Annotated in this window: 18 protein-coding genes; 10 read left to right on the top strand and 8 right to left on the bottom strand. The window is 47.6% G+C overall.

All coding sequences use genetic code 11. From position 1 onward, the window contains the following. Window positions 1-15: 15 nt before the first annotated feature. On the bottom strand, window positions 16-1278 hold the full coding sequence (gene hemW / locus NDI34_RS16830) for a radical SAM family heme chaperone HemW (protein ID WP_348233234.1): 1263 nt from the start codon (window positions 1276-1278) through the stop codon (window positions 16-18). Window positions 1279-1644: 366 nt separating this feature from the next. Here hemW and NDI34_RS16825 point away from each other — a divergent pair, with 366 nt between their 5' ends. Continuing rightward, window positions 1645-2724 carry a PIN/TRAM domain-containing protein gene (locus NDI34_RS16825; protein WP_190413113.1) on the top strand — a complete coding sequence of 360 codons (1080 nt, stop codon included), beginning with the start codon at window positions 1645-1647 and terminating at the stop codon, window positions 2722-2724. 150 nt (window positions 2725-2874) lie between these two features. Here NDI34_RS16825 and NDI34_RS16820 read toward each other — a convergent pair whose 3' ends face one another. Both NDI34_RS16820 and NDI34_RS16815 read right to left on the bottom strand, forming a co-directional pair. Further along, window positions 2875-4116 (bottom strand): VWA domain-containing protein, encoded by a 1242-nt coding sequence (locus tag NDI34_RS16820; RefSeq protein WP_348233233.1) that lies wholly within the window; start codon window positions 4114-4116, stop codon window positions 2875-2877. Then, on the bottom strand, window positions 4113-4322 hold the full coding sequence (locus tag NDI34_RS16815) for a hypothetical protein (protein WP_190413110.1): 210 nt from the start codon (window positions 4320-4322) through the stop codon (window positions 4113-4115). Before NDI34_RS16815 ends, NDI34_RS16820 begins: the two co-directional genes overlap by 4 nt. 262 nt (window positions 4323-4584) lie before the next feature. Here NDI34_RS16815 and NDI34_RS16810 point away from each other — a divergent pair, with 262 nt between their 5' ends. The 4 genes from NDI34_RS16810 (at window position 4585) to NDI34_RS16795 (ending at window position 7792) form a co-directional block, all read left to right on the top strand. Further along, window positions 4585-5244 (top strand): ATP-dependent Clp protease proteolytic subunit, encoded by a 660-nt coding sequence (locus NDI34_RS16810; RefSeq protein WP_190413108.1) that lies wholly within the window; start codon window positions 4585-4587, stop codon window positions 5242-5244. A 114-nt stretch (window positions 5245-5358) separates the two neighbouring features. Beyond that, a complete protein-coding gene (locus tag NDI34_RS16805) occupies window positions 5359-5955 on the top strand; it encodes an ATP-dependent Clp protease proteolytic subunit (RefSeq protein WP_190413106.1) in 597 nt (198 codons plus the stop codon). A 174-nt stretch (window positions 5956-6129) separates the two neighbouring features. Next, window positions 6130-6747: a DnaJ domain-containing protein gene (locus NDI34_RS16800; RefSeq protein WP_348233232.1), complete on the top strand. Its 618-nt coding sequence runs from the start codon at window positions 6130-6132 to the stop codon at window positions 6745-6747. A gap of 838 nt (window positions 6748-7585) precedes the next feature. Then, the gene (locus NDI34_RS16795; protein ID WP_190413102.1) at window positions 7586-7792 is read left to right on the top strand and encodes a hypothetical protein; all 207 of its coding nucleotides are present in this window, start codon (window positions 7586-7588) and stop codon (window positions 7790-7792) included. Window positions 7793-8123: 331 nt separating this feature from the next. Here NDI34_RS16795 and NDI34_RS16790 read toward each other — a convergent pair whose 3' ends face one another. Then, complete coding sequence (locus NDI34_RS16790) at window positions 8124-8552, bottom strand: hypothetical protein (RefSeq protein ID WP_190413100.1); 429 nt, start codon at window positions 8550-8552, stop codon at window positions 8124-8126. Between the two features lie 1026 nt (window positions 8553-9578). Here NDI34_RS16790 and NDI34_RS16785 point away from each other — a divergent pair. The 4 genes from NDI34_RS16785 to NDI34_RS16770 all read left to right on the top strand — a co-directional run bounded on the left by NDI34_RS16785 (window position 9579) and on the right by NDI34_RS16770 (window position 15099). After that, window positions 9579-9758 (top strand): hypothetical protein, encoded by a 180-nt coding sequence (locus NDI34_RS16785; RefSeq protein WP_190413097.1) that lies wholly within the window; start codon window positions 9579-9581, stop codon window positions 9756-9758. A 269-nt stretch (window positions 9759-10027) separates the two neighbouring features. After that, the gene (locus NDI34_RS16780; protein ID WP_348233249.1) at window positions 10028-11803 is read left to right on the top strand and encodes a S8 family peptidase; all 1776 of its coding nucleotides are present in this window, start codon (window positions 10028-10030) and stop codon (window positions 11801-11803) included. Continuing rightward, window positions 11800-12030 (top strand): hypothetical protein, encoded by a 231-nt coding sequence (locus NDI34_RS16775; protein WP_190413096.1) that lies wholly within the window; start codon window positions 11800-11802, stop codon window positions 12028-12030. The genes NDI34_RS16780 and NDI34_RS16775 overlap by 4 nt, the downstream gene beginning before the upstream one ends. A gap of 519 nt (window positions 12031-12549) precedes the next feature. Then, window positions 12550-15099 (top strand): CHAT domain-containing protein, encoded by a 2550-nt coding sequence (locus NDI34_RS16770; RefSeq protein WP_348233231.1) that lies wholly within the window; start codon window positions 12550-12552, stop codon window positions 15097-15099. 109 nt (window positions 15100-15208) lie between these two features. Here the strand turns inward: NDI34_RS16770 and NDI34_RS16765 are convergent, their stop codons facing one another. Beyond that, on the bottom strand, window positions 15209-15898 hold the full coding sequence (locus NDI34_RS16765) for a hypothetical protein (protein ID WP_190413092.1): 690 nt from the start codon (window positions 15896-15898) through the stop codon (window positions 15209-15211). 374 nt (window positions 15899-16272) lie between these two features. Here NDI34_RS16765 and speA point away from each other — a divergent pair, with 374 nt between their 5' ends. Further along, window positions 16273-18330 carry a biosynthetic arginine decarboxylase gene (speA, locus tag NDI34_RS16760; protein ID WP_339380229.1) on the top strand — a complete coding sequence of 686 codons (2058 nt, stop codon included), beginning with the start codon at window positions 16273-16275 and terminating at the stop codon, window positions 18328-18330. A 73-nt stretch (window positions 18331-18403) separates the two neighbouring features. Here the strand turns inward: speA and NDI34_RS16755 are convergent, their stop codons facing one another. From NDI34_RS16755 to NDI34_RS16745, 3 genes are all read right to left on the bottom strand, one after another. After that, window positions 18404-19573, bottom strand: a complete 1170-nt coding sequence (locus NDI34_RS16755; protein WP_190413091.1) for an NDP-sugar synthase — start codon at window positions 19571-19573, stop codon at window positions 18404-18406. 199 nt (window positions 19574-19772) lie between these two features. After that, window positions 19773-20585, bottom strand: coding sequence for a ScpA family protein (locus NDI34_RS16750; protein WP_190413723.1), 813 nt, complete (start codon window positions 20583-20585; stop codon window positions 19773-19775). Window positions 20586-20620: 35 nt separating this feature from the next. Further along, window positions 20621-21031 carry a LapA family protein gene (locus NDI34_RS16745; protein WP_190413090.1) on the bottom strand — a complete coding sequence of 137 codons (411 nt, stop codon included), beginning with the start codon at window positions 21029-21031 and terminating at the stop codon, window positions 20621-20623. Window positions 21032-21245: the final 214 nt, after the last annotated feature.

Raw genomic sequence — 21245 nt, 5'->3', positions numbered from 1 at the left:
CTCTTGCCCTCAAACTTATCCTAGCTCGCTAAACAAATCCGCCAAAATTACATTGGAAAATAAAAACCCTTCCGGATCGGTTAATCTTAATCGTCCCTTCGGTGGGAGTTTCTGGGCGTCAAGCGCGATCGCTTTCCCGCTTTCGCCAACAATTTCTACCCAACCTTGCTGGTAGTAGGATTGCAAACACGTCCAAATTTGTTGCAGCGTCTGTTTGCCAAACTGTTCAGCTAAGGTTGATAAACTAAGGCCCTCTGCTAGACGCAAGCCCAGCATCAACGTTTCCAACAATACTTCAGATGTCAATGTTTGAGGACAATCCCAGACGCCACCTGCTTTGACTATCTGTTGCACCCATTCGTAATATTCCCGTGTTTTGCGGGGACGGGTGAACCGGCACCCTTGCAAATGACTGGCGGCACCCATGCCAAAGGCATAGTAGGGGCGATTTTCCCAGTAAACTCGATTGTGGCGGCATTGATGACCGGGTTTGGCATAATTAGAAATCTCATAATGTTCGTAACCAGCACTGGTGAGAACTTGCTGCGCCAGTCGATACATCTCGGCAGCCATTTCATCGGTAGGAAGCGGTTTGGCACCGGGTTGATACTGACGCCCAAAGGCAGTAACTGCCTCGACTTGGAGATCGTAAATTGAAATATGAGTGGGCGCGATCGCTACTGCGGTTTCTAGAGATTCCTGCCACTGTTCCAACGTCTGATGGGGCAAACCAGAAATCAAATCTAAGCTAAATTCGGGAACCCCCACTTTGCGGACTAGCTCCACAGCTGCAAAAATATCAGAGACAGAGTGAGATCGCCCGCATACTTCCAATAGTTCTGGCTGAAACGCCTGTACCCCCAGACTGATTCGATTCACTCCAACTGAGCGGTAGCCTTGAAGTTGTTGCGAGTCAAAGGTGCCAGGGTCCATCTCCATCGAAATTTCAGCATCGGTGGCAATACCAAAACCAGCATCAAGTTGAGTCAAAATTTGCTTGAGTTGTTGCACCGATAACAACGAAGGAGTACCACCTCCAAAAAAAACTGTTTTTAGCGAATTTCCATGTACTGGTGTAACTTCAATTTCTTGGCACAATACCTCAACATACTGCTCAATTGTGCCAGAGTTCTTACCAGTCTTGCGATCCCCTACCACAGACACTGGAAAATCACAGTAAAAGCACCGGCGTCTACAAAATGGAATGTGGAGATAAGCAGAGCTGGGGATACCCAAATTAATATTTTTTGCGTCCGGGATTAAATAATTTAAGACCATAGTTGTATCAATACTCAATATAGCGATGAAATCTTTAAATGTTTGATTAACAGTTGTTACTTTACTGAATTGTTGTCAGGTCTTTTCTTCTCTTAGCAAGAATACGTCAAGGCTATACCCCGTCTTGTTTCCTGCCTTTTAGAAGCGACATAATTGGCTAATTTTTCAGAATTGTTCTTTTAATAAATAAAGAGGTGACTTCATCAAAATAGCTCAAATTGGATTAAATGCTGGTGCTAAATCAATGGTCATACGCAAGAGTGAAGTCAATAACACAAAAGATATAATAAAACAAATGTAAATTTGTATCAGTTCTTGAGAGCCGCTTTCAGGAATTGAAGCAATCATCCCAAATAACTGGAAACCATGCTTGACGCAATCATTATTATTTTATTCATCCTAGCAGCGGCGGGAATCGGGTTCGACGCGATTGAATTACTGCCTAGCGGTGCCCTACATCAAGTCAGCAATCAGGACGCTTTACGCTGGGTCTTCGCCGGGTTTGCCGCCCTGGTTGGGGGCGCTGCCGGTTTGCTCGTGCAGACGACCTATCGACGCTTGGAAAAGAGAGTCCGGGAAATGCCGATCGAGGTCATTTTGACCAGAGCTGTCGGTTTGGTGATTGGCTTATTAGTTGCCAACTTGATGCTGGCACCCGTTTTCTTACTACCAATGCCCTTCGATTTTGCTTTTATTAAGCCTCTTGTTGCCATTTTAGGCAGTGTCATGTTTTCCTACTTGGGAGTGACTTTAGCGGATACCCACGGTCGTTCCTTCTTGAGGCTGATTAGTCCCCACAGCGTGGAAACGATGTTGGTGGCAGAAGGAACCCTCAAACCTGCCTCGACCAAGGTTTTAGACACCAGCTGCATCATCGATGGTCGCATTGAAGAACTGCTAAACACTGGCTTTATCGAAGGTCAAATCCTCGTACCCCAGTTTGTCTTGCAGGAACTGCAACAACTGGCAGATGGTTCCAACGATCTGAAGCGAGTTCGGGGACGGCGAGGGCTAGATATCCTGAACCAGATGAAGGATGCTTACTCAGAACGGATTGTAATCCACTCCGCCGATTACGATGAAATTCCCAAGGTGGATGCGAAGTTAGTCCGGTTGACGCAAGAAATCAACGGCACTTTGCTCACCAACGACTACAACTTGAGTAAGGTTGCTACTTTGCAGAAAGTGCCGGTGCTGAATATTAACGATTTGGCTCAGGCAATTCGGGCAATTTATCTGCCTGGTGATAGCTTGGATATCAAAATTATCAAGGGTGGCAAGGAACCAGCTCAGGGCGTCGGCTACCTGGATGATGGCACAATGGTGGTTGTGGAAGACGGGCGCGACTACATGGGTGGTGAAATCCGAGTGGTTGTAACCAGTGCCTTGCAGACTTCGGCGGGGCGAATGATTTTTGCTCGCCCTCAAGCGTCTGTTGTGGCTTGAGTAGCTTGAAGTGGCGATCGCCACTGGTGGCACCTAGAAAGCCCACAAGCACCACTCTTAAAATCTCACCGCCAAGAAAGTACGCAGAGGTAAATTGCTTCCTCTGCGTACCTTTGCGTTAACCTTGGCGTACCTTTGCGTTAAAAAAGCCTACTCCTGCAAAATAGTTTTAGAGACGATCCGTGTCTTCTTCCTATCTGCTTCCGAAAGTTCTTCACCTGATTGCAAGCGAGTAGCACTGGTTTGGAGAACCGTCGCGCCTCCCTTGTCTCCCATTTGCAGGGCGGTTTTGGCGGCAGTTTGTAACATCGTCGCTGCACCCACGCGATCGCCTTGCTGCAATTTCGCCTCTGCTAACTGAGTTTGTCGGTATTTCGCCAACGCCAAAATAGACTGTTGCACCTGAGGATTGGGTGCGGGTTGGTAACTCCGGACAACATTCGCCTCAACTAAGACTTGTTGAGAAATTAGCCCCATTTTATCCTGGGCGGGATCGTCGTAACGGACTTGCACCTGGGCGATCACTTGACGCCCTTCCGCTAGCTGGCTGACGTAAAGATTCGCCAAAATGATTCGCGGCACATCTTTCATCAAGTCTCCCAGACGTACCGTATAGCGATCGCCTTCTTGTTGCACCGGCAGTTCAATGGTATCTGGAGCAACTTGGGCGATGGGTTTGAGTTCCGCTAACCGTACCTTCGGCATTAACGAAAGTGATAAGTAGGCATTTGTCAACCCCACCGCAGAGATTCGATTAAACAAGCGTCCAAACTCATTAACTGCTTGTTCCGGACGCTCAATATAGGACAGCGTACCGCCACCCGCATCAGCAATTTTTTCCAAAACATCCTGGTTCCAGTGAGCGCCAAATCCCAATGTATTCAACGTCAGGTTGTAGCCAGTCGCCACTTGGGCAAATTTCAGACAGCGGTTGTTGTCGCCATGCTCATTTTCGCCATCTGTTAACAGAAAAGCTTGAGAAACCGTTTCCTTTTTGCCCTTCGCCAGTTCTTCAATTCCCAGTTTTAAACCCTCATCAATCGCCGTACCCCCATCTGCACTGAGCCGATTAATCTGTTTCTTAATATTTTCTGGGTTGTCAATGACTTGGTTGGGGACAAGCACTTTGGCTTTGTGATCGAAGGCGACAACCGAGATGCGATCGCCCGGTGTGAGACGATCCACCAGACCGATCGCTGCCTGTTTCACCGTTTCCAGGGGGCGTCCATTCATCGAGCCACTGTGGTCGAGAATTATGCATAAATTGAGCGGGGCACGATCTTCAAGATCCCCAGCGATCGCAGAAATAGAAATTTCTAGTTGACGCTGGCTACTCGTTTGAGTCGCGTCAATATTCATATCATTCAAAGCAGGCTGTAAACCAACTCTCATAGCACGCTCATTCCTGGCAGAACAAGAAGGGATCGGAGTAACCACAAGACTAAACGCTGACGCTCCGGAAAGGGAACCATAAAATTACCCCAACCGCGACCGGGCTTATTTTCTACAATAGCTTGCAGCCCAACACGGCGGAAGCAGCCAGCCAAAAGATCGCAATTCTTTGCAGAGGAAAACGCGATCGCTGGGGTGGATTTCACCCATCACCTTTCGCAAAAACCGATACTTAAACTCAGGTTTCTCTGTTTAAAAACCCAAAAATTAGAAGCGTTTAAGGCCCATTTTCCGGCGTCCCCTCCCAAAAAGCCCGCTGACAGGCGCTAAAGCGACATCAAGCCACCCTCAACCTGACTAAAAGCGGTAAGGGGAGTAAAACTGCTAGAATCCAGTCAGTACGGTGGGGCACACCGGAATTAATGTCAAATTAAAGATAGCACCACTATTGCAGCTTTCCGATACGCCATGAACTCACCCATCCAGGCTGTTCAAGCTCCCTACGGCGGCGATAGCTTCTACCGAACACCGCCACCAGACTTACCGTCCCTGATCTTAAAGGAGCGGATTGTCTATCTGGGAACGCCCTTGGTGCCAGAGGTAACGAAACTAATCATCGCCCAACTGCTGTTTTTGCAGTACGAAGATCCAGAAAAACCGATCAAAATCTACATCAATTCCACCGGCACCTCGCGTTACGACGGCGAACCTGTTGGCTTTGAAACCGAAGCCTTCGCCATCTGCGACACGATGAACTACATCAAGCCGCCCATTCATACCATCTGTATCGGTTCGGCAATGGGAATGGCGGCAATGCTACTCTCTGCTGGGACTAAAGGCTATCGCGCTAGCCTGCGCCATGCCACGATTATCCTGAACCAGACTAAGAGCTACGCTCGCGGTCAGGCGACGGATATTCAAATCCGAGCCAAAGAAGTGCTGGCTAATAAGACAACGATGCTGGATATCCTATCGCGCAATACAGGTCAGACTCCTGAAAAAATTGCCAAGGATATGGATCGACTCTTCTATATGACTCCGGAGCAAGCTGTGGAATATGGCTTGATCGATCGGGTTCTAGAGTCCAAATCAGATTTACCAACACCACTTCCCGCCGGTGTCATCTGAAGAATTAAAAATTAAAAATTAAAAATGAAGACTATTCAAATTTTTAATTTTTAATTTTGCATTTTTAATTCTTTGGATACGAATTTTCACTTTTTACGAACGGAGTTCTACATTATGCCTATTGGCTACCCTAGAGTTCCCTACCGGATGCCAGGGGGACAATATACCGAGTGGATTAACATCTACGATCGCCTTTACCGGGAACGGATTATTTTCATGGGCGAAGATGTTGATGATGAAATGGCTAACCAGATAATTGCCGTGATGCTTTATCTGGATTCGGAAGATCCGGGCAAGGACATCTATCTCTATATCAACTCTCCGGGTGGCGTAGTCACGTCTGGCATGGCGATTTATGATACCATGCAGCACATCAAATCAGATGTGGTGACAATTTGTGTAGGCTTAGCGGCATCAATGGGTTCGTTCCTGCTGACCGCTGGGACAAAAGGTAAGCGTCTCGCTTTGCCTCACTCGCGGATTATGATCCACCAACCTTCTGGTGGTACGCGGGGACAAGCCACAGACATTGAGATTGAAGCGAGAGAGATTCTACGGATTCGTCGCCAGCTGAATGAGATTTATTCTCACCGGACGGGTCAGCCTATTGAGAAAATTGAGAAGGACATGGATCGTGACTTTTTCATGTCTGCTCAAGAAGCGAAGGAATACGGTCTAATTGACCGCGTTATCGAAGAACGTCCGAAGTAATGAGTGATTAGCTGTTAGCTGTTAGCTGCTTGACGGGTGGGTAGTCGCAATTGTAAACTTGGGCTTCCAACAAGATTCTCAGAAGCTAATAGCTAACCGCTAAAAGCGAAGGGTTAGAAATAAACTCCCGACTATCAACGAAGATTAAAGCCTAATCGATAGATGATTCCTCTGATGAACCTCGCAGATTGTTACCGGGTGTTGGGGTTAAGATCAGGGGCATCTTTTGCAGAAATTAAAGCGTCTTACCGACGTTTGGCACGGCAGTATCATCCCGACGCAAATCCTGGCGATCGCCAAACGCAGGATAAATTTATAGAGTTGACGGAGGCTTACAAGTTCCTCCTCGGTGTAGTAGATAAGTCTGAGACGGTTGAGAAAGTATCCAATCCAGAACAGACAGCTGCACCGCCTCCTCAACCTTCCGTCACGAAGGTGACTCGCAAAGAGACGCCCAAAGACACGCCCATTCAAAAACTCCCAGACTTGTCGATAACTGAGCAACAGCTGAAGTGGAGTTCTTATCAGCAGTTGCAGCAGTTGCTGAAAAATCGCCGATTTCCCCGCGCGATCGCCCTCATCGAAGGACTCGCCCAACGTCTGCCAGAAGATCCAGAAGTGTGTCAGTGGCAAGCGATCGCTTATCAACGTTGGGGGCGTCAGCTGATCGCTGAAAAGCAACTCGAAAAGGCAAGAATTTATCTAAAAAAAGCCCTGAAAACCGACCCCCACAATCGCTCTCTCTGGGCAGAAGTGGAACGAGATTTTCGCCGTTTAGAGCAGATTTTTTAGCTTTACTTCGCTGCAACCAAATATCTTCAATTGGGTTCTGCTTGGGATTCTTTGGGAGCAAAGCGAATGCAAGTGATTTTCCAGTTGGACTCCTCGAAGCCTTGATTAACCGACTCCAAGGACTCTCTCACCGCTTGTGAGCCATGATAGATAGGTGGCTCCATCTCAAATCAGGGCAATGGGACTATTGGGACATTTGTCTAGGAGATACTTGAGAAAAGCAATCATGCCCTCAGAATTGCCTGCCTCAGGTGCTTGAATCAGTTACAAGGATATTGCACGCGAGAGTAAGCACCGCTATATAAAGCGACTCCTATAGCAGTCGTATTTGAGTTGTGATGATGCTAACGGTTCAGATCGCCGACTTCTTAGCGGGGATCTGACCTTCAGGAACAATTTAGGATTGCTATAACAGATAATTTATTAAATAAATATTAATTGTGAAAATCGTTACTCTAGACGCATTTTCGCCCTAGCCTCTCTTAAAAACGGAACCTGAAATCTGGCTGTCTCTACCAAAAATGTAGGTTAACGAGATTCAGATTTTCTTTATAAATGTCCTCTCACCCATCAATAACCGTTTGTTTGGGAAGGGAAGGATTTTATCCAGTGCCTATAACGCTTGACAGCAGATTGTTTTGAGCAATGTTGCAATTGCTTAATCTATGGATATTTGACGCTCGTATTTATGTTAAGCAGCTTCATAACTTTTTATGATGAAATGCAATGTTTTAAGTGGATATCGTACAAGTTATAGCTCATTGTAAAAATCAGATCGCATACTTTATAAAGACAGAGAAATTTTGCTTTTGAAATGGTTCCTCAAAGGAAATACTTTATGCAACCCTTAAATTCACCAGTTTCAGCCTGTCGCTATTGTCAATTTTATAATCCGATGGGACGACGTGGCGGCTGTTGTCAAACTCTTGGCGTAACCGTTCAAAGTGGATGGCAAGGTTGTCAACTGGGAATTCCTCGGTTTAAAATTCCCTACGAATGTTCCCAAGAAGATTCGCAGAAACGAGTTGAAGCAATTGTAATTTAAAATACAACAGAAAAGAGGAATCTGAAACAGTCTGAAAGTTAGAAAGCCAATTTTTTTTATTTCTCCTTTAATAGCACGCTTCTGTTTGACGGGTTGCCGGAAACTGAAAAAGCAATTTTCTCAATAAGAATCTATGCATTGCAACCCGTCTATAATGGCAAGCCCATGAAAGGAGTTCTTCAATCGTTTAGTTTTTCCCTTTTAAATAGTGCGATCGCTGATAAACCCGTTAATACGGGTTTTTTTGGGTATTATTCCACACATCGGATAAATGAGCGATCGCTTTCCGATACAAGTCCAAAACCCGCCTGGCCTCTTTGTCTGAAAATCGTTACACTTTCCCCTCTGCCAAGTTTTGTAATTCCTGCTGTAGAAAATTTCCCCATTCCGCTGCAAGGGGAATCTCAGTAAAGGGGATTTTCACCGAAGCGGCTGGTGCAAAGACAAATTCCAGCGAAGCGACACGACCTTTACTGGGCAGTGCTTCTAAATCAACTGGCTTGTCATCTACTAGCAGCCGAATCGCTTTAACATCCTTTAAGGAAAACGTTTGCACCTCCACTGGACCTTTGCGCGTCGGTTTTCCCCAGGTTAAAGTGCTGTCATTTTGAGCCAACACTGCATAGATATCGTACTTAGATCGCTCAAACTGCTGTGCCCAGACGCGATAAGCTTCAACTTTTTGATACTCATTCCAGCCTTGCCAAGCCAGCCAGATAAACGCTGCCAGTAGGGGCAGCCACAACAGACCTCTTTCCATTGTCGGATTTTCGCTCTTTAACTATTCTGATATCTTGCAGCCTAACAGACGATTGCATCTATCCTTGGTTAGCTCCCCTTCGGCTATCTGCTAAGTATAAATACTGGATCTAGATTTGCCTAAAACCGTCGAAAGGTTTCTCCAGAAGCTTCCCGATGAGAGTAAATTGCCCAAAGGCTTGAATAAGGCTTTACCAATACTTACCAATACCAACAAAGTCCGCCCAGCTCTTTGAGAGGCGCTTCGCGCTTCGGAAACTCAATTTAGCCTGCCTCGCTGGCTTTGTTTCGATAAAAGCTCTCACAACTTCCGCCCCTTTGTCCTGAACGAGGCATTACGCATAAGTCCCAGCTTGTTGTCTTCCTGATGCTTCTCCCGTACAGATGCGCCCTTGGGTTCTCAGTTTGAGGGTGAAGTATTCGTGCCTTGTACAAGTCACTTCAACCCAAATCTTTCTGCGCCAATGCTTTACCCCTACATGATTTCAACAGAGGCGGGTAATGCATCGTTCTTCTGAAGAGGGGTAAAAGGGTTGGTGTAGCCGCAACTACAAGTATCGGTAGGTATTTTGGCGCTCATTACGCTGCACCCAGTTTCTAGCTGCGATCGAGATCACAAAGCTGGAAACAGCCAGTCACATTTGGTGAGCCAATCCCATCACTCAAACTTGGGGATTTCAAGCAAATATTTGCAGCAATAATGTCACATTTTACTATAGGTTTTTATCACTAGAGAATCTTAATAAAACCTTCATAATTAAAAACATCGAATTCAACAAACTAAGATGCAATCTCACATTTATCTACGTCAAGTCATTATCGAACAAGTGATTTATCAAATATTTACTATTAGTCGAATTTTTCGTATGGCTCAACCAAAGTTGATGTTAACGTTATCCTCTAAATATTTAATTAATATAAGATTTTAATTGAAAATTATTTGATATTATTCAGTTTACAGCACTGAATAATAGATCTGATTAAAAAAATAATTTCATCATAATTATTTCAAAACGACAAAAATTTTATGAGTCATCTACTACTAAAAGCTACAGGAATATTCATCTTTATATTTGGGTTACAACTGCTCAATATTCAATTGAACTTTATCATCAGAACTCCCGATAATACTACACAAAATCAAACCTACGAACCCCCAAATCTAGGATTCTCGGACGATAATAATCAAGGCGCAGGAACCCGCTAACGACAAGAGAATGCCTCCCTCACCTCAAACTGAGTATTAAATAGACGCTCATCGGCTGAAAACCCACAAGTCCTTCAGTAAGAGTAAAAATAGGGTTCTTTCGCTTCAAGAAAACTTTTGCCACAAGCAGCCTGATTCGTATCGCTGATTACTGCAAACGAGCGGTATTACTCCAACAAACAAAAATTAATAACTAAAAACTAAATACACCACGGGGCAGATGCATGAGTTATCGTGGGGAGAAACTGGCGCTCACAAGACGGGTGAATATGAGAAAGCTTTTGATAGCGTGCTTGTTTTTATTGGGGGTAGGTTTTGCCCTGTTTAACTTCAAAGGACTGGCAGCACAAGGTGAGTTTGACTCGATTGTGCTAGATTTCCGCGAAGACGTACCAGCAGAAGTGGTGCAAGAACAGGTGCGATCGCTTGGCGCTCAGTATAACAGCGAATTTTCCGAGTCAGATCAGTTGTATATCATTAAAGGCGATCGCAACCTGCTGAAAACTCTAAAAAAATCGCCTTTAGCCAAAAAAACCGAATATATTGAACCGAATTATGTCTACAAAGCTCTGGAAGTCCCCAACGACCCAGAGTACAGCAAACAGTGGAACCTACGGAGTATCAACGTAGAATCTGCTTGGGACGAAACCAAAGGCGCAGGGATGACAGTTGCCGTCATTGACACCGGCATCAGTCGCGTTCCTGACCTGAAAGATACCAAGTTTGTCCAAGGCTACGACTTTGTTAACAACCGAGACCAAGCAGACGACGACAACGGGCACGGCACCCACGTTGGCGGTACTGTTGCCCAAGCCACCAATAATGGCTATGGCGTCGCGGGTATTGCTTACGAAGCCAGCCTTATGCCGCTGAAAGTGTTGAGTGCAGAAGGCGGCGGCACCGTTGCCGATATTGCTGAAGCCATCAAATTTGCTGCCGATAACGGTGCTGATGTCATTAACATGAGCTTGGGCGGTGGTGGCGAAAGTCAGGTAATGCAAGAAGCGATTGATTATGCCTACAACAAAGGCGTCGTCATCGTAGCCGCAGCAGGAAACTCTAATGAGAATTCTGCCTCCTACCCAGCTCGATATCCCCACGTTATCGGTGTTTCAGCAATTGATTCTGCCGGTGAAAAAGCCTTTTACTCCAGCTATGGTGCTGGTGTGGATATCTCAGCCCCTGGTGGTGCAATCACCGAAGAAAATCCATCGGGTGGGATTCTGCAAGAGACTATTAGTTATGACGAAAACGGGAAGCTCATCCCCACTTTTGCTGCCTTCCAAGGCACCAGTATGGCGTCTCCCCACGTTGCCGGTGTCGCCGCTTTAGTGAAAGCCTCTGGCGTAACCGAACCGGAGGAAGTATTGGGTGTCCTCAAAAAGTCGGCACGGGTAATTTCAGATGACCCTCTCAACTACTTTGGGGCTGGTCATCTCGATGCTTCTGCGGCTGTAAAACTGGCGGTACGCGGGCAAATTACCTTCCGCGACTTCTTCCGCTGGTTGCGCGATAATGGCTATCTCAATCCTCGCTTCTGGATTGATGGCGGTGCGGTGGCACTGTTACCTAAGATTGCGATGGTATTAGGTTCTTATGTCCTTGCCTGGTTCTTGCGGAATTATTTCCCCTTTGGCTGGAGTTGGTCGCTAACGAGCGGTTTAGTCGCCGGGAGTTCTGGATTATTCTTCCTGCGCGGCTTCTATATTTTCGATCTTCCTCAGTGGCCTTTCCGGATGATGGGCAGTTCGATTCCCGAACTGGGCAATACGATTCAAGGCAGTGGTTTATTGAATCCCATCTTCGCCAGCGTGTTGATTCCTTTTGCATTAATCGCCTTGCTACTGGGACACCGCAGTTGGAAGTGGTTTGCGATCGGCTCGACCTTGGGCGTGGCATCCTGTTTATTAGTGAGTGCCGTAGCAGATCCGGCAATGTTGTGGTTAGGTCATGGCGCGATCGCTAGGCTATTCCTAATTACTAATGCCCTCCTGTGTATCGGACTCGCCTATTTATCCAGCAAAGGAGAAGGGCAAACAGCATGAGCATCAGCGTAGAAGGCACTATCGAACGCAAGGGACTTGGTCCAGGCACCTGGGCGCTAGTCACACAAGAGGGTGAAACCTACGAACTCCACAAGGCTCCAGAAGATTTACGTAAATCGGGACTCAAAGTGAAAGTCAAAGGTGAGGTGCGAAAGGACGTGATGACCTTCGCGATGATTGGCCCAGTTCTAGAAGTTAAATCTTTTGAGGAAGTCAGTTCGGATTAGCCATGAGCGCTTAGCGGTTGGTCATTCGTTAACAGCGAATGAGCGATCGCTAATCTGCCTTCTGCTTCTCGTTATTTCCAGCACAGTGGCTCTCCCATCGCGGGGTTGAGGGATGGAAATGCCAAGCAACTTGTGTCAGTTCCCCCCTAACCCGCCTTTGAAGCCGGGAGAAATCCAGAAAGTCTTACACCGCCTAACGAACCGAAAAAAAAATCCCCGGCTCAAACCGGTGAGCCAGGGGATGTCAATCAGGGTGCATCTACCAATCTACTCTTCTAAAGGATTCCTCAACTATCCGGATTAAGTTGGGGTAAATTTAACGATTAAATTAGAATAAATAGAAATTTTCTCTCCCTTTCCCGGAATCCATCAACGGCATCAGCGTTCAAGAAAACGAAACTGCCCTTCATGGAAACTTTAAGTAACTTGAATCTATCTAGGAAGAAAGGGAAACAGTTCCTCCTCCAGGTAAGAAAAGCAGCTAGAAGGTTCTAACTGAAGCAGGAGTGCATAGTAGCAGTGGCTCAGGAATTTCATATCTCTGTAAATCCCTTAGGGGAAAGTAAATATTGGGTGCGGACAGAATGGGTTGCCGCACCGGGTGCCGTCCCATTTGCCGAAGAGCAGGTAACGTGGCAAGTGGAGGATTGGTTAGCTCAGGCGAGGCACCTGATGAATGACCCTTTGCTGATGGCTTTGTCTCCTAGCGATATTTCTCGATCGGGTTCCCCGAACCGAGAAGCCACCCAATCTTCCCTTAACTTGGTGGCGCTGGGGCAGCAGATGTACGATGCTTTGTTCCAAGGAACGCTGCGAGATAGTTGGATGATCGCGCAAGCGATCGCTCAAGATCGGCAAGAAGTATTGCGGTTGCGCTTGGGATTAAAAGATAGTCGCTTACTCAGCTTACCTTGGGAAGTATTACACGATGGCGATCGCCCGTTGGCAACCGGAACCGATGTCGCCTTCTCCCGCTACCAGATGAGTACCCGGTTGAGAAGTCCCACTGTTTCGTTAGGTTCTGGGTCAAATCAACCGGCGGTGCGAATCTTGATGGCGATCGCTGCCCCCAACGACCAGGAAAGTTTGGCGCTCAAACAAGAAGTCAGCCACCTGCAAGCAGAACTGAGTCACCGTTCCCGGAATGGCTTACCCGAAATTCAACTCACTGTTCTGGAGCAACCCGGTACGGAGCAACTGACGCACGAGCTGGAACAAGGTCAATATCAAGTTTTCCATTATGCAGGTCATAGCGACCAAGGAGCCTACGGCGGCAATCTCTACCTCGTGAGCCGCCAAACCGGGCTGACGGAGATGTTAAGCGGAGATGACTTAGCAGGGTTGCTTGTCAATAACGGCATCCAGCTCGCAGTGTTTAACTCCTGTCGGGGCGCTCATACCGCCGCTTCAGCTCCCAGCGACGGTGCCGCAGAGGGAAATTTGGCAGAAGCGCTGGTCAAACGCGGTATCAAGAGCGTGCTGGCGATGGCAGAACGCATTCCGGATCAAGTCGCTTTGACCTTGGCACGGCGGTTTTACGGCAATCTGAATCAAGGTTATCCGATTGACCTCAGCCTGAGTCGAGCGCGGCAAAGTTTAATTTCTACTTACGGTTCTCGCCAGCTTTACTGGGCTTTACCGATCCTCTATCTTCACCCGGAATTTGACGGTTACTTGACACCAGGTCATCATGCCATCAATGCCAAAGCAGAGCGACTTCAGTTGCCTGACGCTTCTGGGGCAGACATTGCTTGGGGAGGAATGCTGAATCCTCTCTCTAGGGAGGAAGAAGCGGTATTCACGGCACCGCCGACTGGATCTCGATCCGGTTTCTTAACCACCGACGAGGCTTTAGACTCCTTAGAGAATGACTTCTACGGGGATGACGATCCCGACTGGACCGATCCGGTTGATGATTTAGAGTATGACGATATTGGCTACGAAGACGACTCGGCTTTGGTTGCGGATCTGTTTCGCCAGCTAAAGCCTGAAGTAGCAGCAGAGACACAGAGGGAAACAGAGGTAGACCAGACAAGGGACAGACATGTAGAAAGAGAAAATCAGACAACGATCGCCGCTCACCCGCTCAGCGAGTCGAAAACACCCCCCCAACCTGTCGCCGCAGCGATCGCTGCTGAGTCAGCACCGAAAAACGCGGGTTCGGGAGAATCGCTACTGGGATATGCCGCCGGGAACCCCCGGCTGCGATTTTGGCAGCATGGTGAAGGGAAGAAGGGACAGCGACGAGCCAAGCGTGCCCCACTGATTTTGCTGGCGTTAGGCTCGACGATGGCGCTCGCGCTTTTGGGTTTCTGGTTCTTGCAACGTCGTCCGCAACCTTCAGACTTGTTGTTCTTTCAGGAGAATACCTCAACCTCACTTCCGGCACTCCCTAGCCCCAATCTCAAAAATGTCAATCTCCAGAAAGCCAATACCCCGACAGTCACCGCGATCGCCATTGAACAATTCAGTCAAAATAACTTATCCGCCGCCGGGGTGGCTGTAGAAGAATTGCTGAACCGAGGAGCGTTACAGCAAGCCCAAGGGGCGCTTGACAACGTTAACAAACAGAAAATCGATGACCCAGCCATCAGCTTCCTGAGAGGGCGTCTGGCGTGGCAGTCTGTTCAAACTGGCAGCAAGGATTACAGTTTGGATGATGCCCGTCGATTTTGGGAGCAAGCGGTCAAAAAGCAACCTAAGTCTGCTAAATACCTGAATGCCCTAGGGTTTGCCTACTATTTAGAAGGGAATCTCGATCGTGCTAACCAAATTTGGTTTGATGCTTTTTACTTGATAGAAGAAAAGCAAGCTACTGTTGCCGGATCGGTTGCCCAACAAGAAGCTTTGACTACTTATGCAGGATTAGCAATTGGGCTAACGAAATTAGCTGCATCTCAACCTGCTGATAAGCAAGCAAAACTTTTGGATGAAGCCCGGAAGCTCCGACAAAAGGCGATCTCAGAAGACCCGGTTAACTTCCAACCGGAAGCCCTGAGTAAAAACTGGCTCTGGACAGAAAAAGCAATTAAAGACTGGCGATCGCTACTTTCGACAAGTCAAAAGTAATTCCCGAAAAAACATCTACTTGCACGTTGAATTTTAGTAATTAGTAAAAAAATTTGAGTTTTGAATTAAGAATTTTTTTCTAACTCAAAACTCAAAAGTTTTATAGTAATTACTTTTTGAGCAACGCAGAGAGAGACTGTCGCTTTCGCAGATCCATGATTTCTGCCAGACTATCCTCGCCCCAATCCAGAGGATGATTTTCTTCTGGAGGCACCACCGTTACCTCAGTCATCCCATAATTTGTCATCATTAGGGGCACTTCTTGAGGTTTAGAGAAGCCTTCTGCCGGTTGTGGCGGCATGGGACGACGCTTTTGCTTTTGAGTCGGGCGGCGTTGTTTTTTGCGGACGCTTGCAGTCGGCTTTGACCGTTTGAGAGATTTACGCTGCGGTGAACGACTCAGGTTTAGCGCTATCAAAAGCGTTCCAGTGACAAAGCCCAAGGCGATCGCACCATACAACCACCGTGGCACTTCCTGTTGCTTTCGAGCTTCCGGAACTTCCGGCACCGCTGTAAAACCGGGCAACGGGGTTCCAGATGGCTGACTGGTTGTGAAGCTTGGCAGTAGTGATGTCTCTGGTTCTGGAACCGTCGTTTCGGCAGGCATCGGTTCAACAGATTTAGATTCCTCCTGCTCGATGGGGCCTGTACTAAATAGACCTAGCGCTGCTACTGCTGCGATGGTAATCATGGACGCCCACAAACCGCCCCAAAAGGCGAGTGGGTACTTCTGAACCATCTGGTACAGGAAAACAAGGCTAAAGCGCTGTATAGGAGGCTTATCGGGCTGATTGAGCATTGAACGCCCTCAACTAGCACGGCTGATTGATATTGGGTAATTTATATCAAAGTTTTATCAAATTTTGAAAAACTCGGTATAACTCACTAGAGGCAGATTTTAGCAAAAATTGCCTGCGATCTTCCAAAAAAAGAAAATATAGTAACCCGGACAAAGAGATGATTGTAGCAGCCAAGAACCAGAGATTTTGGAGATTTCAGAGTTCTCAAAGCAGAGAATTACTTATCCCCAATCCCCAAGTACAAATTTTGGTAACAATGGGAATTAAGCAGACATCCAACCGCAGGTACTGATTCAAGAGAAGACACCTGCCTATGATAAATGAATGCGATAGACTAGCTACTCGACAGGGCACAGGGAGGATAGATAAAAAAATGGGCGAGCAGTTTACGCCTGCAATTGAAGAAGAGCCATCAGAAGAAGAAATTGTGGCACAAAGTTCATCGAATCGCCGTGGCACCTCCGGTGCCCTTGCCCGGAGAAATGCAGGACGGGAAAAACATGATATGGCTTTAACTCGGCTAAGCCGTGAAAGCTTGCCCCAATCCTGGTCAATAGAAAACAGTGAGAACCTGTATCGGATTGAAGGTTGGGGTCAACCGTACTTTTCGATTAATGCAGCCGGTCACGTTACAGTTTCTCCCAAGGGAGAGCGCGGTGGGTCTTTAGATTTATTTGAACTGGTCAACGCCCTGAAGCAGCGCAATCTGGGGCTACCACTGCTGATTCGCTTTTCAGATATTTTAGAAGACCGGATTGAGCGATTAAATGCTTGTTTTGCGAAAGCGATCGCGCGTTACAACTATTCCGGTACTTACAAAGGTGTCTTTCCGGTCAAGTGCAACCAGCAGCGACACTTGGTTGAAGATTTGGTGCGGTTTGGTAAACCCCATCAGTTTGGCTTGGAAGCTGGCTCGAAGCCAGAGATGATGATTGCTTTGGCAATGTTGGATACGCCTGGGGCATTACTCATCTGCAATGGCTATAAAGACCGGGAATACATCGAAACGGCGATGTTAGCGTCTCGACTGGGGCAAACGCCGCTGATCGTCTTAGAGCAGGTTGAAGAAGTACAGCTGTGTATTGAAGCCAGCCGTCAGTTGGGCATTAAGCCAATTTTGGGCATCCGGGCGAAGCTGAGTACCCAAGGCGTGGGACGCTGGGGAGGATCTACGGGCGATCGCGCTAAATTTGGTTTGACCATTCCCGAAATCATTCACGCGGTCAACGAATTACGAGACGCTGACTTGCTGGATTCGCTGCAATTGCTGCACTTCCACATTGGCTCTCAGATTTCCGCAATTAATGTCATTAAAGATGCCATCCAAGAAGCTAGCCGGATTTACGTCGAGTTAGCCAAGCTGGGGGCTGACATGAAATATCTCGATGTCGGCGGCGGTTTGGGCGTGGATTACGACGGTTCTCAAACCAATTTCTACGCTTCCAAAAATTACAATATGCAGAACTATGCCAACGATATCGTGGCAGAGTTGAAAGAAGCTTGTGCCGAACACCAGTTACCCGTTCCCACGCTGATTAGCGAGAGTGGGAGAGCGATCGCTTCCCATCAGTCGGTGCTGATTTTTGATGTTCTCGGCACCAGCGATGTCCCATCTGGGGCACCCGAACCCCCAAAAGAGGGCGAATCTCCGATTATTAATTATCTGTGGGAGACCTACCAATCTATAAACGAAGAGAATTTCCAAGAGCTATACCACGACGCCGCTCAATTCAAAGAAGAAGCCATCAGCCGATTTAATTTGGGGATTTTGCGCCTCACCGAACGAGCCAGAGCCGAGCGTCTTTACTGGGCTTGTTGTGAAAAAATTCTAGCGATTACCAGGAAGCAGGAATACGTTCCCGACGAACTGGAAGACCTGGAAAAAATTATGGCTTCCATCTACTATATCAACCTGTCTGTCTTCCAATCAGCGCCGGATTGTTGGGCAATTGACCAACTGTTTCCCATCATGCCGATTCATCGGCTGGATGAGGAACCAACACGGCGGGGAATTTTGGCAGATCTCACCTGCGACAGCGATGGCAAAATCGATCGGTTTATCGACCTCAGAGATGTCAAGTCGGTTTTAGAATTGCATACGCTGAAGCCTGACGAACCCTACTACCTGGGGATGTTCTTAAATGGAGCTTACCAGGAAATTATGGGTAATCTGCACAACTTGTTTGGCGATACCAACACGATTCACATTCATTTGACACCCAAGGCTTACAGGATTGAACATGTCGTCAAAGGTGACACCATGAAGGAAGTCTTGGGTTACGTACAGTACGATTCTGAGGATCTGATTGAGCAGATTCGTCGGCTATGCGAACAAGCGCTTATGGATAAGCGCATTACCATTCAGGAATCCCAGCGATTGCTGCAAAACTACGAGCAGAGTCTCAGTCGGTACACTTATCTGTCGTCCTGATGAGTAATGAGAAATGGGTAGAGAATCCACTTGTGACCCACTACCCATCTCCCAATGACCGCTGACCGATGACTTAAATCGCTTCCATCCCCAGTAGATCGGCGATCGCTTGCCGTTCTGCTGGCGGATTAGAGGGCAGAACTTGACGAGCATCGTTAATCAGCCAATCGAGGGCGGCGGCTTGGACATCAATCGTGGCACCTGTCTTATCCACGCAGTAACGTCCGAACACCAGCTTATCGACTAAGCGCACTCCTGGGCCTAGGCGGGAGTATTCAAAAATCACGCTATTTTCCACCTTGGCACCGCTGCACACCCAGCAATTGGGTCCGATGTAGGTGGGACCGACAATCTTGGCTCCATCTTCAATGCGTGTCATGGCACCAATGTAGACTGGGCCTGTGATGTCAACCTTGTCCCAGTTCACCGCTACATTTAATCCGGTATAAATACCGGGAGCCACTTTCTGTCCGGGAATTGCCACATTTTTGACTTCTCCCAGTAACACGCTACGAATTGCCTGCCAGTAGTCTGGCACTTTGCCAATATCCACCCACTGGAAGTCCATCGGGATTCCGTAGAAAGGCGCACCCATTTCTACCAGTTTGGGGAATAACTGACCCCCGATATCGTACTCCTCGCCAGAAGGGATGTAATTTAAGATTTCTGGCTCGAAAATATAAATCCCGGTATTGATATTGGTGCTGAGCGCTTCCTCCACTGATGGTTTTTCTTGGAAGGCTTTGATTCGTCCCTCTTCATCGGTGACGACGACTCCATAACTGGAAACCTCATTCTGTGGCACTGATTTCATCACAATCGTCGCGATCGAGCCTTTTTCTTTGTGCCACTTCACCGCTGCGGTCAGATCCAAATCGATCAACGCATCTCCGCACAGCACCACAAAGGTGTCATCAAAAAACGGAGAAAAATCTTGGATGCGACGCATCCCGCCAGCAGAACCGACCGCTTCGCCGATCAAGTCGCCATTTTCTTCAATCCGGCCTTCAAAGGAATAGCCAATTTGCACCCCAAAACGCTGACCATCCCGGAAATAGCTTTCAATCTCGTTAGCAAGGTGGCTGACATTGACCATGATCTGGTCAAACCCATGCTGCCTGAGTAGTTCCACCAAGAACTCCATCACTGGTTTTTGCAGAATGGGAATTAAAGGTTTGGGAATGGTGTAGGTAATCGGACGAACGCGGGTACCTTTACCAGCCGCCAGAATCATGGCTTTCATGAATATTTTTTCCTCAACCTAGGCCACTTTGTTTTCGTGCAATTTAGCTGTATTCCATCCCTTCACTGGAGGCAAGGGATGGCTGGTCAAATATTTTAGTCGATTGACCTTGTCGATATTCTAGATGTTTCTCACCCTAGCGTTTAATCAACATACCGGCAGGAACTGAATGCGCCCCTGTTACAGTACAGAATCATCGCTACAGCGTTCGGATTTTTAGGTCTTGGTAGAACTCCTCTTGGGCTAACTCTACCTTAGACTGAGCAGACAGGAGTAACAGCGCCCAAAAAACTCCCACTCGGTCATTGTGTTTCGGCGCAGTTTCCACCTCTTCAGGCAATTGATGCGCGTTTAACGGTGCTGACCGTTGTTTTACCCCTGCCCATAACTCTAACAGCTGGTCTAATTCCAGCCAATCCTGACCGGGGGACATTTGGGGCCAATGACTGCTCAAAAACCGATCTAGGTGAGCTGCGGTTTCGGTCAGATTTTCTTGGTGAGCGAGGGCAGCGATCGCGCGGGCGGTTTGGGAACGAGACTGGGAACGGTAACTTGGGTCTTTAATCGCGTTTGGGCCAGCAGGTTTTTCTTCCAGTACCGTGGCTATTTGCTGTAGCTGTTCGATTAATTCGTGTAGGGTTACACGACGAGTTTGGGGAGGCATTGCTGTCCCTCGGCGTCGCAAATGGCGCTCCAACCGCGTTGGCAATTGTCTGGGATCGGCGGCGGTGTCGTCCAGCTCGTCCTCAGTGGGTTCGAGATTGTCTGGGAGCGATTGCGAAAACAGGGTATCCGCCTTGAGCAATACCAGCATGGACGCATACAGAAACGCCTGCCCGGATTGGGACAGCTCTACTTCAAATGTGCCAGAGAGCTTCTCCCCAGCTTTCTCCAATTCCAATAAACATCGATCGATCGCCTCAATCACTTGGACATCCCAAGGGTCGATTTCTCCCCGCTGAGCCAAATCGATTAAAAGGGCGATCGCTTCCTGGGCTGGGCCAATGGTCATCGGCATAAACTCAAGCTCAAATGAAGCTAAATTGATTAGGCAAGGGATTCCTGTTCTTTTGCTGCCGCGAGACTTGCTAGCTTCCCTCCAACTACCTCTGTGTTTTCAGTCTGGAGGGTCGCGTTTAAGGGCAGACTTTGTCTCTCTTCGATTTCTGCCTTGTAGTGTTCAATATTTTCCTCTAATTCTTGGATGCGCTCGTCTTTGGCACGCATCTGACGCAATTGTTTTCCAGATTCTAGACTTCGCAGCAACCGCGCCCAGATACTAAAAATCCACGCCAAGACAGCTCCAAGACCCATCGCCAGAATCAGTTCAATACACAAGGGCGCTTGCACTTCGACACCTTGAACAATTTGAATGGCGGCAGGTTCGGTATTTTCTAAGCTGAATAAAACTAGCGCTAGTAACACCGCGAAGATCAGCAAAAAATTAATCTGTCGCATCAATGAACTCCTAAACAATGCAGATCCCTTGCCAATTTTACAAGGAAGAACGAGATGAATTCCCTATTTAAGGATGAGAAGGATTTGAGTCTCACCTATCCTACTCTACGTCTACGCCAAGTGCATACACTCGCCAGTTTTGAGAAAATCTTGAACCCAAAAAGGGTACCTGTTAATGTTGTCTGAGTGCAAGAGCGATCGCGCTTATTTCGTA

The sequence above is a fragment of the Trichocoleus sp. DQ-U1 genome, from assembly GCF_039961925.1.
GTDB lineage: Bacteria > Cyanobacteriota > Cyanobacteriia > Cyanobacteriales > FACHB-T130 > FACHB-T130.
The sequence above is the reverse complement of the archived record's forward strand: the minus strand, read 5'-3'. Positions and strand labels throughout refer to the sequence as shown.